This is a genomic window from Pseudomonas sp. DC1.2 (assembly GCF_034351645.1).
Taxonomy (GTDB): Bacteria; Pseudomonadota; Gammaproteobacteria; order Pseudomonadales; family Pseudomonadaceae; genus Aquipseudomonas.
In genome coordinates this window covers 2,166,545-2,182,412 of record NZ_CP133782.1, presented here as the reverse complement: position 1 = coordinate 2,182,412, position 15,868 = coordinate 2,166,545, and the positions used below count along the sequence as shown (strand labels likewise).

The 15,868-nt window shown below is 59.8% G+C and carries 14 protein-coding genes; 1 reads left to right on the top strand and 13 read right to left on the bottom strand.

Going from position 1 to position 15,868, the window contains the following annotated elements:
• Positions 1-46 precede the first annotated feature (46 nt).
• The 13 genes from RHM68_RS09875 to eat form a co-directional block, all read right to left on the bottom strand.
• The gene (locus RHM68_RS09875) at positions 47-1,249 is read right to left on the bottom strand and encodes an efflux RND transporter periplasmic adaptor subunit (protein ID WP_322222405.1); all 1,203 of its coding nucleotides are present in this window, start codon (positions 1,247-1,249) and stop codon (positions 47-49) included.
• A gap of 16 nt (positions 1,250-1,265) precedes the next feature.
• Positions 1,266-2,735: an efflux transporter outer membrane subunit gene (locus RHM68_RS09870; RefSeq protein WP_322222403.1), complete on the bottom strand. Its 1,470-nt coding sequence runs from the start codon at positions 2,733-2,735 to the stop codon at positions 1,266-1,268.
• A complete protein-coding gene (locus tag RHM68_RS09865; RefSeq protein ID WP_322222400.1) occupies positions 2,732-3,205 on the bottom strand; it encodes a MarR family winged helix-turn-helix transcriptional regulator in 474 nt (157 codons plus the stop codon). Before RHM68_RS09865 ends, RHM68_RS09870 begins: the two co-directional genes overlap by 4 nt.
• Positions 3,206-3,431: 226 nt before the next feature.
• Positions 3,432-4,751 carry an OprD family porin gene (locus RHM68_RS09860; protein ID WP_322222398.1) on the bottom strand — a complete coding sequence of 440 codons (1,320 nt, stop codon included), beginning with the start codon at positions 4,749-4,751 and terminating at the stop codon, positions 3,432-3,434.
• Between the two features lie 192 nt (positions 4,752-4,943).
• A complete protein-coding gene (locus RHM68_RS09855) occupies positions 4,944-5,777 on the bottom strand; it encodes a phosphodiesterase (protein WP_322222396.1) in 834 nt (277 codons plus the stop codon).
• A gap of 22 nt (positions 5,778-5,799) precedes the next feature.
• Positions 5,800-6,831, bottom strand: coding sequence for an ABC transporter ATP-binding protein (locus RHM68_RS09850; protein ID WP_322222394.1), 1,032 nt, complete (start codon positions 6,829-6,831; stop codon positions 5,800-5,802).
• The gene (locus tag RHM68_RS09845; protein ID WP_322222392.1) at positions 6,828-7,622 is read right to left on the bottom strand and encodes an ABC transporter permease; all 795 of its coding nucleotides are present in this window, start codon (positions 7,620-7,622) and stop codon (positions 6,828-6,830) included. The genes RHM68_RS09850 and RHM68_RS09845 overlap by 4 nt, the downstream gene beginning before the upstream one ends.
• On the bottom strand, positions 7,619-8,488 hold the full coding sequence (locus RHM68_RS09840; RefSeq protein ID WP_322222390.1) for an ABC transporter permease: 870 nt from the start codon (positions 8,486-8,488) through the stop codon (positions 7,619-7,621). Before RHM68_RS09840 ends, RHM68_RS09845 begins: the two co-directional genes overlap by 4 nt.
• Positions 8,489-9,493 carry an ABC transporter substrate-binding protein gene (locus RHM68_RS09835; protein WP_322222388.1) on the bottom strand — a complete coding sequence of 335 codons (1,005 nt, stop codon included), beginning with the start codon at positions 9,491-9,493 and terminating at the stop codon, positions 8,489-8,491.
• The gene (locus tag RHM68_RS09830) at positions 9,477-10,496 is read right to left on the bottom strand and encodes a substrate-binding domain-containing protein (RefSeq protein ID WP_322222386.1); all 1,020 of its coding nucleotides are present in this window, start codon (positions 10,494-10,496) and stop codon (positions 9,477-9,479) included. Before RHM68_RS09830 ends, RHM68_RS09835 begins: the two co-directional genes overlap by 17 nt.
• Before the next feature lie 157 nt (positions 10,497-10,653).
• Entirely contained in the window at positions 10,654-11,478 is an 825-nt protein-coding gene (gene eutC / locus RHM68_RS09825) for an ethanolamine ammonia-lyase subunit EutC (protein ID WP_322222384.1), read from the bottom strand.
• Between the two features lie 9 nt (positions 11,479-11,487).
• The gene (locus tag RHM68_RS09820; protein ID WP_322222382.1) at positions 11,488-12,879 is read right to left on the bottom strand and encodes an ethanolamine ammonia-lyase subunit EutB; all 1,392 of its coding nucleotides are present in this window, start codon (positions 12,877-12,879) and stop codon (positions 11,488-11,490) included.
• Positions 12,880-12,895: 16 nt separating this feature from the next.
• The gene (gene eat, locus RHM68_RS09815; protein WP_322222380.1) at positions 12,896-14,251 is read right to left on the bottom strand and encodes an ethanolamine permease; all 1,356 of its coding nucleotides are present in this window, start codon (positions 14,249-14,251) and stop codon (positions 12,896-12,898) included.
• 313 nt (positions 14,252-14,564) lie between these two features.
• Between eat and RHM68_RS09810 the strand changes: the two genes are divergently transcribed.
• On the top strand, positions 14,565-15,620 hold the full coding sequence (locus RHM68_RS09810; protein ID WP_322222378.1) for an AraC family transcriptional regulator: 1,056 nt from the start codon (positions 14,565-14,567) through the stop codon (positions 15,618-15,620).
• Positions 15,621-15,868: the final 248 nt, after the last annotated feature.

The following is a 15,868-nucleotide window of genomic DNA, read 5'->3' as shown; positions in this document are numbered from 1 at the left end:
GGTGGGCGCTGCGCCGTTCAACCGGCACAGCTAACGGATAGGCGAATCAGCGTTGCGCGGTTTTGCTGGCCGCGGCGCTGTTGTCGTGGATCAACTGCGTGATCATCGCGTCGGCCTCGATCAACTGCCGGTCATACACGTTGGTGCTGAACGACGCTTTTAGTGGCGCCTGTTGCGCGAGTACCGGGCCACTCTGGTCGTGCAAGCTCACATCGACCTGAGTCGACAGGCCGACCCGCAAAGGGTGCTTGGCCAGTTCCTCGGCGTTGACGTGAATACGCACCGGCACCCGCTGGACGATTTTGATCCAGTTACCGGTGGCGTTCTGCGCGGGCAACAAGGCAAACGCACTGCCGGTGCCGGCGCCGAGGCTGTCGATAGTGCCGCTGAATTTCACGTCACTGCCATACAGATCGGTCTCAATTTCCACCGGCTGGCCGATGCGCATGTCACGCAGTTGGGTTTCCTTGAAGTTGGCGTCGATCCACAGCTGATCCAGTGGAATAACCGCCATCAATGCCGTACCCGGCTGGACCCGCTGGCCCAACTGCACAGTGCGTTTAGCCACGTAGCCGGTGACCGGCGCGATCAATGTGCTGCGGGCATTGTTCAGGTAGGCCTGACGCAATTGTGCGGCGGCGGACATCACGTCCGGATGGGACGAGACGACGGTGTCATCCACCAGCGCGCTGGTGGTCTTAAGCTGCTGTTGAGCATTGGCCAGTGCGTTTTGCGCCGAGGTCAGGTCATCGCGCGCGTGTGACAGTTCTTCCTGGGAGATCGCTCCGCCAGCCGCGAGGTTCTTCCGGCGGTTGAAGTTATCCTGGGCTTTTTGCACGTTGGCCTGCTGAGCGTTGACCTGAGCCTTCATGCCATCGACGTTGCTATAAAGGCCGCGAACCTGGCGCACGGTGCGGGCCAGGTTGGCTCGGGCACTTTGCAGGCCGACTTCGGCGTCGTTCGGATCGAAGTTGATCAGCACTTGGCCTTCATGGACCAGATCACCATCGTCAGCACCGATGCTCACAACGGTGCCGGTGACCAGCGGGGTGATTTCCACCACATTGCCGTTCACATACGCATCGTCGGTGCTTTCGCTCCAGCGTCCGTAAAATTCGTGATACGCCCAGACACCCACGCCGGCGAGGATGACCAGAATTGCCAGCACCGTGAGCATGACTTTGCGTTTGCGCGGGTTACTGGTGTCTTGAGCGTTGTCTGGAGTCTGAGTTGTTTGGGCAGTGGCCATGGCAGGTACCTTGAAATTAGTTGTTCAGCTTGGCGGGAGCTGGGGTGGCCGAGGCGATGGTTTCACTTTGAAAACCGCCGCCCAGCGCCTGCATCAGTTGGATCGACAAGTCGATTTGCTGGCCATTCAGGCTGGCCAGCTGGCGCTGGGCCTGGAGTAATTGCTGCTCGATACTGAGCACGTCCAGGTAGTTGCCGATGCCTGATCCGTAGCGCTGGACCACTGTGTTGTAAGAATCCTGGGCAATCTCGGTAGCGTGCTGTTGAGCGCCAATTTGGCGGCCAATGTCACGTAACTGATTGAGGGTGTCACTGACATCCCCCAGCGCCTTGACCAGACTTTTGTTGTACTGCGCCACCGCCAGGTCATAGTCGGCGTCGCGGGCATCGAGGTTGGCGCGCAAGCGGCCACCGTCGAAAATCGGCACCGAAATCGTCGGCGCAATGTTGAAGAAACGACTGGCCGAACCGAACATCGCGTCACCCAATAGGGACTCGGTGCCCGCCGCCGCACTGAGGTTCAGGTTGGGATAGAACTGAGTCTTGCTCGCCGCGATGTTCTTGCTCGCGGCCTCGACCCGCCAGCGTGCTGCCACCAGGTCCGGTCGCCGGCCGAGCAGTTCAGCCGGCAGCACCGACGGCAGCGCCACGGCGCTGGCCTGAAGAATGTTGGGCCGGGCAATTTCGTTGCCCCGGTCCGGGCCTTTGCCCAGCAGCACAGCCAAGGCAATTTTCGCGCTGCTCAAACGCTTCTCGGCGTCGATCAGGCTGGCTTCGGAGGTCGCTTCCAGACTTTCGGTCTGTTGGTACTGGTACTGGCTGTCGATCCCGGAGTTCAAGCGACGCTGGCTCAAATCAAGCATTTGTCGGGTGCGTTTGAGGTCGTCGTTGGCCAGGTCATAGACGATATGCGCTTGCCCCAGATCGCTATAGGCACGTGCAACATCGGCGGCCAGTGTCAGCCGCGCGGCCTGCTGATCGACTTCGGCGGCACGGGCCTGGCCGAGTGCGGCTTCCCAAGCGTCGCGCTGACCGCCCCAAAGGTCGAAGTTGTAATTGAACGTGCTGCTGATGTTACGCACGGTGGCGTAAGCATCGCCCTGCCCCCGAGGGTCCTGATCCTTGGCCAGGCGCGAGCGGCTGACGCCGGCGCTGGCATCCAGCGTCGGCATCCGCGCGGCGTCGGCGGCATACGCCGCAGCACTGGCCTGATGGGCACGGGCTTCGGCGATTTGCAGGTCGGGGCTGTCGCGCAAAGCTTCACGGATCAGACCGTCGAGCTGCGGGTCGCCGAGGCTTTTCCACCAGTCGTTACTGGGCCACGCGGCCGGCGACAGGGTCACGCCCGTGAGCGATTGCCCGGCCTTGAGGCCCTTGCCATCAAGGCTGACGGCCTGGGTGTTTAAACCGCTGTAACTGGCGCAACCGGCCAGGCTCATGGCCAACAGCACCAGGCTCAGGTTGCCCCTTAAGGTTTTACCGCTCATTGATCACCTACCCGTAGCAACGTGATCGAATCACCCGCTGCCACCAAGATTTTCTTCAGAATCTGTTCCAGAGTTTTCAACTCGTCCGGGCTGATGGCACCCGCCAGTTCATTCATGGCGTCGGCGCCGATATGTGGCAGACGGTCGGCGAGCTTCTGGCCCTCTTCGGTCAGCCTCAACTGAACCTGACGGCGATCAGCCTCGGAGCGTTGTCGAGCGAGGAAGCCTTTTTGCTCCAGACGATCAAGCATGCGGGTCATCGAACCGCTGTCCAGAGACAGGTGACGGCATAACTCAGCAGGGGTATCGACGCCGAACTGGGCCATGATGATCAGCACTTTGAACTGCGCGGCGGTAATGCCGTGGGGTTCCATATGCGCGTCGATGATTCGGTCTTTGAGCAGCGCAGCGCGCCCGAGCAGGAGACCGAGGTGGCAGTTCTGAAAAGCGTCCGGGGTGAAATGTTTCATCTGTCCACCATTTAGCTGCCTAGGCAGAGAATGTATGTCGAGATGTTACTGCCTAGGCAGCGAATGTCAACGTAATAGTTAGGTTGCTTTGTAATTGACTGATCAGCTGCGGGGGGAAATGGCGGGGAATCGATGACCCAGTGACTGCATTTTAGTGATCGACGGCCGGAGCAAGCCCACACGGTGATCGTGGGCTTGGCCGCCGACTTGGGATAAACGAGACGGCTTACATCAACGGGATTGTATAGCTGACGATCAGACGATTCTGATCCTGGTCGCGGGCAATATCGCTTCGAGACATCGCGTTACGCCAGCCGAAACCAACGTTCTTCAGCGCCCCACTTTGAATCACATAGTCCAGCGAGATGTCTCGCTCCCATTCACTCGCATCCTTGCCGCTGGTCGTCTGGATGTTGTCCCCCTTGAGGTACATCACCGACGCCTTCAGGCCCGGAACGCCCGCGGCGGCGAAGTCGTAGGCGTATTGGGCGAAGGCAGTACGCTCGCCGGCCTGAATAAAGGTTTGAATGGTGCGGTCGGTGTACAAATAGAGACTGGCACCGCCCTCACCTTTGCCCACTAGCCCGCCCTGATTGAGTTGCGCAAAGTTGCTGTCAGCGGAAACGCTTTGATAGCCCGCGGTGATTGCATGACCACCCAACGAGTAAATAAATGCGGCGCTCCAGGTGTCGTTATCAATTTCACCGGTGCCACCTTTGGTGTAACCACCGAACTTATAACCACTGGCACGACCGGCTGCACTGCTGTTCTTGCCATCGGAAGTGGTTTTGAAATAACGCAGGTCAGTTTTCAGCGAGCCGTATTCACCCAACGGCAGTACATGCAACAAACCGGCGAAATGCTGTTGGTAATAGTCTTCAAGATTGGCGTAGTAATACTGAGCGGTCAGGTCTTTAGTCAGTGTGTAATCACCGCCGGCATAGGTGAATTTGTTGCTTTCCTGAGTGCCACCTGCAACGGCCAGGCCCGCGCTGTCGCTGGAGCCCCGCCCCGTCGCATGCTCAAGTTGGCCAGCAGTAAACGTCAGGTTATCGATTTCTTGGCTGCTGACCTGTCCCCCCTCAAAGGTCTGCGGCAGCAGTCGGCCATCATTCGACACTAGGATCGGCAACTTCGGCTGTAAGGTGCCATAGCGCAACTCGGTCTTGGAGAACCGCATCTTTGCCGTGGCGCCGACACGCCCCCATTGGTCGGCGGCTTTGTTGCCATCGTCGGGGATCATCGAGCTGCCGACGTGCCGCCCCTCACCGCTGTCAAGTTTGATGCCGAGCAAACCGATCGCATCCAGCCCGAAGCCCACCGTCCCGTCGGTAAACCCCGACTGATAGTTGAGCATGAAGGCCTGTCCCCACTCTTCGGTTTTAGAAGGCGCAGCAGCGCCGTCACGGTTGTCGTTATTGAAATAGAAGTTACGCAAGGTCAAGTTGGCTTTGCTGTCATTAATAAAATCAGCAGAAGCCAGTGGACTCAGGGCCATGCCCAAACTACCGGTCAAAAAACTTAATACTTGAAACGAGGCTTTCATCAGGGCGAACTCCAGCGCAGAAGGCATGTTCTGTGCGCAGTAAAAAGACAGCAGGAAGCATCAAGCCCATCAAGGGATAGGCCCGTGCATTTAAGTCATCATCGAGATAAACGTCGTATAAGTGCGCTAAGTGACCGTGATTAAAACCTCCCAAACAGGCATAAGAACAGTGTTGTCAACGTCTTGATGTTATCAATCGATCAATCCATGGGCGTCATAAAACGGATAGGGCCCGGCGTATTCCCCAAACACGGCGTTGTGGGTTACCAGACCGTGCTGCGGATGCCAGCGATGCACCAGATAACCCGCGGGTTCCAGATTGAAATGCGCCGGTGCGGCATCTTCCAGATCGAGCACAATCTGGTGAGAAGTGCCAGGGCATACACAACTCAACGTGCCACCGAAACGTCGCTGCATCGGCCGATGCAAATGCCCGCAGAGCAGGCGCTCTACTTGCGGATGACGAGCGACCACGGCCTCCAGCGCCGCCGCATTGATGAACGGCTCGCGGTCCATGTGGCCGATACCGGTGATGAAAGGTGGGTGGTGCAGGATCAGCAGCGTCGGCACCTCGGGACGAAAGGCCAATTGCTCATTAAGCCAGCGCAACTGGCTGTCCAGCACCTGCCCGCCATGGGCACCCGGGATGGTCGTGTCCAAGCCGACAAGGCGCACCGGGTGCTCCTCGACCAGCCAATCCAACGGCACATGGGCGCGGGTCGGCAGGTAGACATGATCGGTAAACGCCGCCCGCAAATGCTCTCGATCATCGTGATTGCCGGGCACCAGGTAGAACGGCATGTGCAACCGCGCCAGTTGCGACTTCAGTACGGCGTATTCATCGGGACGGCCAAAATCCACCAGGTCGCCGCTAATCACTACGATGTCGGGGCGCGGCCGGCTGGCATTCAAATGATCAACCGCACGCCGCAACGCGCCCAGGCTATCGACCACACCGTAGGTCAGCTTTTGATCGGCTTTAAGGTGCAGATCGCTGATCTGCGCAATGAGAAAAGGACGGTTCAAAGTAAGCGCTCTAAAAAAGACATTACGAATGCAGGGTGAACAGCACTTGCGGTTCAACGGCCAACGCAATCAACGCACCCGTGGCATAAATTACGCTGTCGGGACTGTCGACCAACAACGGCTGCGCCGCTCCGACGTCCACTAACAGGCGACTTTGTGCCCCCTGGAAAAACTGCCCCACAAGACGTCCGCGCACGTGTCCTTCGCCATCCATCACGCGCAAATGCTCGGGGCGGCAGTAGACCACGGTGGGCGCATGAAGGCCCTTCCACGGCAGTTCGCCGCCGCAGACCTTCAGGCCATGAGCTGTAGGTTCGATCACTGAAAACACATTGAGGTTGCCGACAAAACTGGCAACAAAGGCATTGGCCGGCTGCTGGTAAATTTCTCGCGGCGTGGCCAATTGCGCAATGCGACCGTGCTCCATGACCAGGATTCGATCCCCCAGCGCCATGGCCTCGCCCTGGTCGTGAGTGACGAACACAGAGGTGATACGCAGGCTGCGCAGCAATTGATCCAACTCGCTGCGTAAGCGTTCACGCAACTGTGCATCCAGCGCCGCCAGCGGTTCATCGAGGAGCAACACCCGAGGCCTGGGTGCCAACGCACGGGCAAGCGCGACGCGCTGGCGCTGACCACCGGACAACTCATGAATGCGCCGTTTACCGTGGTCCTGCAGGCCGACCAGTTCCAGTAACTCGGTGCAACGCTTGTTGCGCTCAGCGGGCGACTGGCCACGAATTTTCAGGCCGTAAACAATATTGCCGGCCACGTCCAGGTTCGGAAACAACGCGTAGTTCTGAAACACCATGCCCACGTCACGGCGTTCGATGGGCAGGCGCGTGACGTCGTTGTCGGCAAAGAAAATCTGCCCGGCATCCGGGCGTTCCAGGCCCGCGATCATGCGCAACGTAGTGGTTTTACCGCAACCAGACGGGCCGAGGATCGCCAGGGTTTCCCCAGCCTCAATGGTCAGGTTTAAATCATCCACCGCAACGGTGCCGTCAGAGAACACCTTGCGGCAAGCTTGCAGGCGAATAGGGGTTGCGGTCATCGACGCTCTCCACGAGACAGACGGGCGCTGATGGCCTGCAACGCAATCAGCAGCGGCACGATCATCAACAGAAATATGAGGGTGTAGGCACTGGCCACTTCCAGCCGCGCCGAGGCATAACTGTCGGCGAGGCCCACCGGCAAGGTTTTGGTCATCGGTGTGTGGAGCATCCAGGTCAGGTTGAACTCTCCCAGCGACAGGGTGACGACCATCAGCACCCCGGCCAGAATCCCGGCACGGCAGTTGGGCACCACCACACTGAAAAAGCGCTTGAGCGGCCCGGCGCCCAGGCTCGCGGCGGCTTCTTCAAGCGTCGGCAACTGCTGGCGCTGCATCACCGCCATCACCGGCCGCACTAAAAACGGCAAAGTAAACAGCACATGCCCGACCAGGATGAACAGCCAACTGCGACGAAACCCGCCGAACTGGCCATAGGTCAACAGCAACGCCAAGGCACTGGCCAAACCCGGCATCGCCACCGGCAGCACCATCAGTTCCTCGAACGCGCGACTGAAGCGGTTGTTCATCCGCACCAAGGCATAAGCCGCCGGAACACCCATCACGCAGACGCACACGGCGCAGGCCACGGCTAATTGCAGCGACAGCCAGACCGTCGGCGAATAGGCCTGCCAGACCTGAATCAACCAATCAAAGGTCAGGCCACTTTTCACACCCACGAAGTAGTTGCGCGTCAGCCCGGCCAGTAACGACATCAGCACCGGCACCAACATAAAGGCACAGACCAACAGGGTAAAAACCAGCTGGGCGATAAACAATGTTGAGCGCTTCACAAGACCGTCCCCGACTGTTTGGCCAACCGCCGTGCCAGCAATAGCACCGTCCACGTGACGGCGCCGAGGACGACTGACAGCGCAGCGGCCACGCTGAAATTGGCGTAGTTGGTGAACACGTTATAGATCGCCACGGGCGTCACGTTCAGCCGTGTGCCCAAGGTGAACGCGGTGCCAAACGCCCCCATCGAGGTTGCGAAACAAATAGCCCCGCAGGACACGAGCGCCGGCGCCAGCCCCGGCACGATCACATCGCAGACCACCCGCCAATGCCCGGCGCCGAGTGAATGTGCGGCTTCTTCCAGGCTGCGATCAAGGCTTTCACACGCGGCCATCACCGTGAGGATCACTCGCGGAATCGAGAAATACAGATAGCCGATGAACAACCCCGTCAGCGAGTAAGCGAAAATCCAGCGCTCCCCCGCCAACTCCAGGCCCAGCGCGGCAAACAGTCCTTGACGGCCGGCCAGCAGAATCACCAGAAAGCCAACCACCACACCGGGAAAGGCCAGCGGAAACGTCAACAAAGCGACCAACGCCGAGCGCCCGAAAAAATGCTGACGAGCAAGAAACAACCCACTGATGCCGCCGACCAGCAACGCCGCCAGTGTCACCACTGCCGCGAGAACGCAGGTTTGCGCCAGGCTGCCGAGGTATTGCGCGCTGCTCAGCACTTGCCAATAGCCGCTGTCGCCGCCCTCGCGACGTTGCCCGCCGAGCACCATCAACTGCGCCAGTGGCAGCAGCCAGAACGCAAACAGCACCGTTGCCGCCGGGGCCAGCGCCCAAGCAGCCGTTGGTCGCAAGCGCTGTAAAACACGGCGGTGGGACCAGACGTCCCGCGCATTGACCCGCACAGTCGTCACTTACTTGACCTCACTCAGATAACGCGCCGCAAAGGCTTCCTGCACCGCCGCCATTTTTTCGTAATTGACCACCCCGGCGCGCGCGTAGTCGCTGTCCGGCAGGAACTGCGCGGCGACCTCGGCCGGCATCTTCATGTCTCGAACCGGGCGCAGATACGCCTTGGCCCACAACGCCTGGCCTTGGTCGGACAGCACAAAATCAAGAACCTTTTCGGCGTTGGCACGATGGGGCGCGTTGCCGACCATGCTCATCACATAAGGCACGCTGATGCTGCCTTCTTTAGGGATCACGAACGCGACGTTAGCCTGGTCTTTATAGCGGGCACGGTAGGCATTGAAGTCGTAGTCGACGAGGATCGGCAGCTCACCGGAAAGCACCCGCGCATACGCGGTTTGCTTGGGCACGATGGGAGCGTTTTTTGCCAGCTTCTGGAAATAATCGATGGCGGGGGCAAAGTTGTCCAGGGTGCCGCCCATGGCTTGGTTAATCGCGACGGCCGAGACGTAACCGACAAACGCACTGGACGGATCAAGGTAACCGACCATGCCTTTGTATTCAGGTTTGAGCAGGTCGGCCCAGCTTTGCGGAACCGGCAAGCCCCCCAGCGCATCGACGTTGACCATGATCCCAAGCGTGCCCGAATGAATTGCAAACCAGTGCCCCTCGGGGTCTTTCAAACCGTCCGGAATCTGCTCCCAACCCTTGGGTTTATAGGTCCCGACCACCCCGGCTTTTTGCGCTTGCAAACCGAACGTCACACCGTAATACACCACGTCCGCCACCGGAGCGGCTTGCTCTGCGACCAACTGTGCCAAGGACTGGCCGGAGTTTTTGTTGTCCAGCGGCACCTGCACGCCCGTGGCGTCGTCAATCGCCTTGAGTTGCGTGCCCCAGTCCGCCCACTCCGGCGGGCAGTTGTAACAAATCGCTGTTTCAGCGGCCTGGGCCAGGCTGGCCACACCACACAGCAGTAACGCCGACAGGGTTTTAGTGAAGCGGATCATCAAGCGTCTCCTCGTAGGGTTGAGTACTTTCACCTGGCCGGACATGGCAAGGCAGGCAATGAGAAATGGGGGCGCCGCCAGCGATCTGCGCCAACAACTGATCAATCACGGTGCTGGCCAGCGTCGCGATCGGCTGCACCACGCTGCACAGCGTCGGGTGCATCTGCGTGCCGAGAGCGATGCCATCAAAACCGATCACCGACAGTTGCCGCGGAACGTTCCAGCCGTGGCGCCGCAGCTCGGCGATCAGGCTGATCGCCAGCAAATCGTTGGAGCAGACCAACGCGCTCGGTGCTTGCGGTCCCAACAACAACGGTTCAAGGGCGGCGAAATCGGCCTGGGTATGAGCGGGCATTTCGATCACCGACAGGCTGTCGAGCCCGCGCTCACGCATGGCGTCGCAGTAACCGGCGTAACGCAGGCGCGCGCGGTCAGACTGCAACGCCGGACCGGCGACCATGCCAATGCGCCGATGCCCTGCGTCCAGCAAGTAACGTGTAGCCAGCGCCATGCCGGCACGGTTATCGACAGACACGGCGCTGTAGTGCGGATTACCGGGTTGGTGATAGGCCAGCACGAAGGGTGTGTCCTCGCTGGCAAGGCTTTGCAGCACGCGGTTGCTTTCGGCGTCGGTGACGGTCAGCACCAAGCCATCGACGCGTTGTCGCAGCAGTTCCTCGACCACCGCGCTTTCGCGCTCGCTGCTGTAGTCGGTGGTCGCCAACAACAAGTTGTAGCCCTGCAAGCGCGCCGCCCGTTCCATGGCCTGGAACTGCTCGGCGAACACCGGATTCAGCAGGTTGGGGACCACCACACCGATCAGGTTGGTGGTTTGCAGGCGCAGTTGACGGCCAAGGCGATTGGGCCGAAAACCCAGTTCGCGGGCAGCGGCGAAGACTTGCTCGCGGGTCGCCGGACGCACCACTTCAGGGGAGGCAAACGTGCGCGCGGCAGTCGCCCGCGAGACACCTGCCAGTCGTGCAACCTCTTTTAAATCAGTCATTGTCACTCGCTTGAGATCGATCTCATTGGCGAGAACATTACTCAGCGAACATGGCGTTCACGCGATGAACAGATGACATTTTGATGTCGGGAACGACCGTCGGCAGCGGCACAATCGCGGACGGTGCCTGGAAATGATTGGGTGAAAGGCCGGCCGGTCAGGCCCGAGGTGCTGCCAACAGAAAATTGCCTTGGCTGGGCGCCGCCCCCGCGTCCAGCGTGCGCATCGGCGCGTCGTCCTTCAAGTTGACGCCGGATAATTTCCGACGCCAGGCTTCACGCATCAGGTAGTGCAATTTATGCGCGGCCATCGCGTAGCTCATGCCCTCCAGACGCACATTGGAAATACAGTTGCGCGAGGCGTCGTTCAAGCCTGTTCGCGGGGCGAAAGTGAAGTACAAACCGAGGCTGTCCGGCGAGCTGAGACCCGGCCTTTCGCCGATCAGGATCACCACCATTCTGGCGCCCAAACGCTCGGCGATTTCATCCGCCACGGCCACCCGCCCCTGCGCCACCAACACCACCGGGGCCAGGCTCCAGCCTTCGGCGCGAGCCAATTCGTCGATGCGTTCGAGCATCGGCAGGCTGTGACGCGACGCTGCCAGCGACGACAAACCGTCGGCCACCACCAGCGCCAGATCGTAGCCACCCGCATGCTGTAGCGCATGGGTGCAAAGCTGCTGAACCGAGGCGTCACACAACCGGCGCCCGAGGTCCGGACGCTGCAAGTACGTGTCACGGTTCGGTGCAGCACTGTGTAGGGTCAAGGTTTCGCGTTGACGGCCAGCGAGGTTTTCCGTAATCGCCCCAGGATCGAATGGCAGATGCACCGCGTCGCGTGCCTGGGCATGCGCAAACTGGAAATCCAGTTGAGCCGTGCTGGGCAGGCTGGTGCCCGCCTGCCCCAAGCCAATGCGCGCCGAGGTCAGTTGGCGCAGCGATCTCCAGACGTCCAGGTGCAGCGGATCTTCAGGGTCTTGCATGGCAGTTCCTCACGTTAGCCGCGCCAGTGCCTGACGGAATATCGGCGGTACGCCACCGCCCAGACGCAAGCCGTTATCGTCCTGACGCAGGATGTCCATGCGCGCCAGCCATGCCTCGAACTCCGGCGCCGGGCGCAGCCCCATGGTCTTGCGCGCATACAGTGCGTCGTGAAACGAGGTGGTCTGGTAATTGAGCATGATGTCGTCAGAACCCGGGATGCCCATGATGAAGTTGATCCCGGCTACACCCAGTAACGTCAGCAGCACGTCCATATCGTCCTGATCGGCTTCGGCGTGGTTGGTGTAACAAATGTCACAGCCCATGGGCACGCCCAGCAGCTTGCCGCAGAAGTGATCTTCAAGGCCCGCACGGATAATTTGCTTGCCGTTGTACAGGTACTCCGGGCCGATAAAACCGACCACGGTGTTAACCAGAAACGGGTCGAAGTGCCGGGCCACAGCATAGGCGCGGGCTTCGCAGGTTTGCTGGTCGACGCCAAAGTGCGCATTGGCCGACAACGCACTGCCCTGCCCGGTTTCGAAATACATCAGGTTTTTGCCCACTGTGCCGCGATTCAGGCTCAGACCCGCTTCGTAGCCTTCGCGCAAAATTTCCAGGCTGATACCGAAACTACTGTTCGCCGCCTCCGTGCCCGCGATGGACTGAAACACCAGGTCCAGTGGCACACCCTTTTCAATCGCCGCCACCGATGAAGTGACGTGGGTCAGCACACAGGACTGAGTGGGAATCTCGTAATGGCGGATCACGCCGTCGAGCATCTTCAACAATTCGCTGATCGCACTGAGGCTGTCGGTGGCCGGGTTGATCCCGATCATCGCGTCGCCATTACCGTACAGCAGGCCATCGAGGACGCTGGCGGCAATCCCGGCCGGATCATCGGTCGGGTGGTTGGGTTGCAAGCGCGTCGACATCCGCCCCCGCAGGCCCACCGTATTGCGAAAGCGCGTGACCACCCGAATTTTCTGCGCCACCAGCACCAGGTCTTGCACGCGCATGATCTTCGACACCGCAGCCACCATCTCCGGGGTCAACCCCGGCGCCAGTGCCTTAAGGCTGACGTCGGTGGCCTCGTCGCCCAACAGCCAATCGCGAAACCCGCCCACGGTCAGGTGACTGACCGGGGCAAAGGCGACTTGATCGTGGCTGTCCATAATCAAGCGCGTGACCTCATCCTGTTCGTAGGGGATCAAGGCGTCATTGAGAAAACGCTTGAGCGGCACATCGGCCAGCGTCATCTGTGCGGCGGCACGCTCGGCATCGCTGGCCGCCGCGACTTGCGCAAGGAAGTCGCCAGAGCGCGCGGGACTCGCCTTTGCCATTAATTCGCGCAAGCTTTCAAAGCGCCAGGTCATCCCGCCAATGCTGTGGGAGAAGCTCATCGACAGCGTCCTTATATTACTGAGCGGCCAAGAGTGCGACGGCACCGCGGCGGCGGACCACTTTAGAGAACAGCGCGCCCACCACCATCAGACCGAGGAAGATCGCGCCGATGACGAGGTTGAACCAGATCATCGCTGCCAGGCACACCACGGCCAGGACCAAGGCGATGGCCGGGACGAATGGGTAACCTGGGGCACGGAAGCTGCGTTCCAGATTCGGTTCGCTTTTACGCAGTTTGAACAGGCTGAGCATGCTGATGATGTACATCACAATGGCGCCGAACACCGCCATCGTGATCATCGCAGCCGTCAGGCTCATGCCCTGCAAGCTGATCACTCCATCGCTGAGAATCGAGGCGATGCCAACCAGGCCACCGGCGATGATCGCCCGGTGTGGCGTCTGGAAACGTGACAGTTTGGCCAGGCTGGCGGGCAGGAAACCGGCACGGGCCAGGGCGAAGAACTGCCGCGAGTAGCCAAGAATAATTCCGTGAAAACTGGCGACCAGGCCAAACAAGCCAATCCATACCAGCATGTGCATCCAGTTAGAGTTGCTACCAACGACTGTTTTCATCGCCTGTGGCAGCGGGTCGTTGATGTTGGACAGGGTCCGCCAGTCGCCGACGCCGCCGGCCATGACCATCACACCGATCGCCAGCACCACCAGGGTCAAAATACCCGCGATGTAGGCCCGAGGAATGGTGCGCTTGGGATCCTTGGCCTCTTCGGCAGCCATCGCGACGCCTTCAATGGCCAGGAAAAACCAGATGGCAAACGGAATCGCCGCGAACATGCCGCTGATGGCCGGCGCGCCGAACGTGTCAGAGCCGGCCCAGCCGCCCAACACGAAGTTACTGAAGCTGAAGCCAGGCGCTACCACGCCCATGAACACCAGCAGTTCTGCAACGGCGAGTATGGTTACCACCAGTTCAAAGGTGGCGGCAATGTTCACGCCCACGATATTGAGGGTCATGAACACAACGTAGGCCCCCACTGCGGCCCACTTTGGATCAAGCCCCGGATACTGGACATTGAGGTAGGCGCCAATGGCCATCGCGATGGCGGGCGGTGCGAAAACAAATTCAATCAACGTGGCCAGACCGGCAATCGTCCCGCCAGTGACACCGAACGCTCGCAGGCTATAAGCGAAAGGACCGCCCGCATTAGGGATTGCGGTTGTCAGTTCGGTGAAGCTGAAAATGAAACAGGTGTACATCACTGCCACCATCAGGGTGGTGCAGAGAAAGCCCAGCGTGCCTGCCGTTCCCCAGCCATAGCTCCAGCCAAAGTATTCGCCGGAAATCACCAGCCCTACGGCCAGTCCCCATAAATGCAGGGTGCCCAATGTCGGTTTGAGTTGTGAAACAGTCATGTCGTGTACCCCGAAAGCCAAGCGAAGGTCATTGCCTGGAATCGAGAATAATCACGCCAACCGCCTCAAGGCTTGACCCGAGAACGCCGGTTTTGTGCTGTGCGGTCAAGTTTCCGGCCACCTGTAGCCCCGTGCTGCAAGGCGGCGCATGAATCGTCGGTCATGCCTCAAATCAGGTCATCGATGAGCGCCTGCAACGCGCTTTTTTACCTTGTGTTACCGCCAGTGGACAGACATTAACCGGCTGGGTACGTAACAAGGTATGACATTTGCTTGAGCTTCATTCATACACTTAATTACGGCTGCTCCCCTCATGCACCCGACCCTGTTTTCGTCTTCTCCAGTGAACGCGGTGAACGCAACCGGCGCTGGCAATTGCGGTGTGCTGTCGGCGGCGGCCAATGGCCTGGACGGTTTTATCGTTGAGCATGGCGGCGATCTGGACCGGATCTTCGGCCATGCGGGCATTGACCCCGAACAGCTCCTGCACCCGACGCTCAGCCTGCCCCTGCCCAATTACTGCGCAGTGCTGGAAGAAGCCGCTCGGCAAACCCATTGCGACAACTTCGGCCTGCGCTATGGCCAGCAATTCCAGCCGCAAGCCCTCGGTTTGCTCGGCTACATCGGCCTGTGTTCGGCCACGCTGGAACACGCATTGATCAACTTCGCCGACGCCTTCCCGTTCCATCAACACAGCACCTTGATTCAGTTGGTGGACCAGGGTGATTGCTACCGCTTCAATTATCAGGTGCGTCACGGGGCCATCAACCAACGTCGCCAAGACGCCGAACTGACCATGGGCATGGCCACCAACCTGATGCGCAATGTGCTCGGACAAAGCTGGGCGCCTCGGGAAGTGACATTCGAACATGCCAAACCACAGGACTGGCAAGAGCATCGCGAACACTTCGGCGCTGACGTGCATTTTGCTCAGGACTGCAACTCGTTGCTGATCCCCAAGCAAGACGTGATCGGTAAAGCCATGCCCGGCAGCGATCCCATGCTGCTGATGCTGATCAGGGATGCCATCCGCCAAGTGGGCGACAGCGGCTGTGAGGTCAGCCTGCGGGATCAGGCAAGCCAAGCGATTTTGGCCATCCTGCCCCTGGGCGAACCGACCCTCGAACAGGTGGCACAGGCCTTGGACCTGTCCGAATGGGCACTGCAACGCAAACTGCGCGATCAGGGTTTGAGTTTCACCCAGTTGTTGGACCAGATTCGCCAGACCTGCGCCATGGCGCACCTAAAGCAGCAAAACATCAGCATCACCCAACTCGCCTCCCGCCTGGGTTACTCCGAAACCAGTGCTTTCTCCCGCGCCTTCAAACGCTGGTTTGGCCTCAGCCCAAAGCAATGGCGCAGCGCCTGAAAATCGGGTACCAGACGAGCGTCAGACTAAGGCTCTTTTGCGCAGGTGGGGGCGAAAAATCGCCTTCGGCATGGGCGAGTATCCGTCATATTTTTGCAATGTTCAGCCGCTTAAAAGAAAATGTAACAGTTAGTGAATTTCATTGAACGGCCCTGCACCGGTAGTGTCACTATGATATCAACGCGCCCTTATCCCCCGATCATGGCTCAACGCTAACCCCGGCATAGACCCTCCCCCGAGTTCATTAA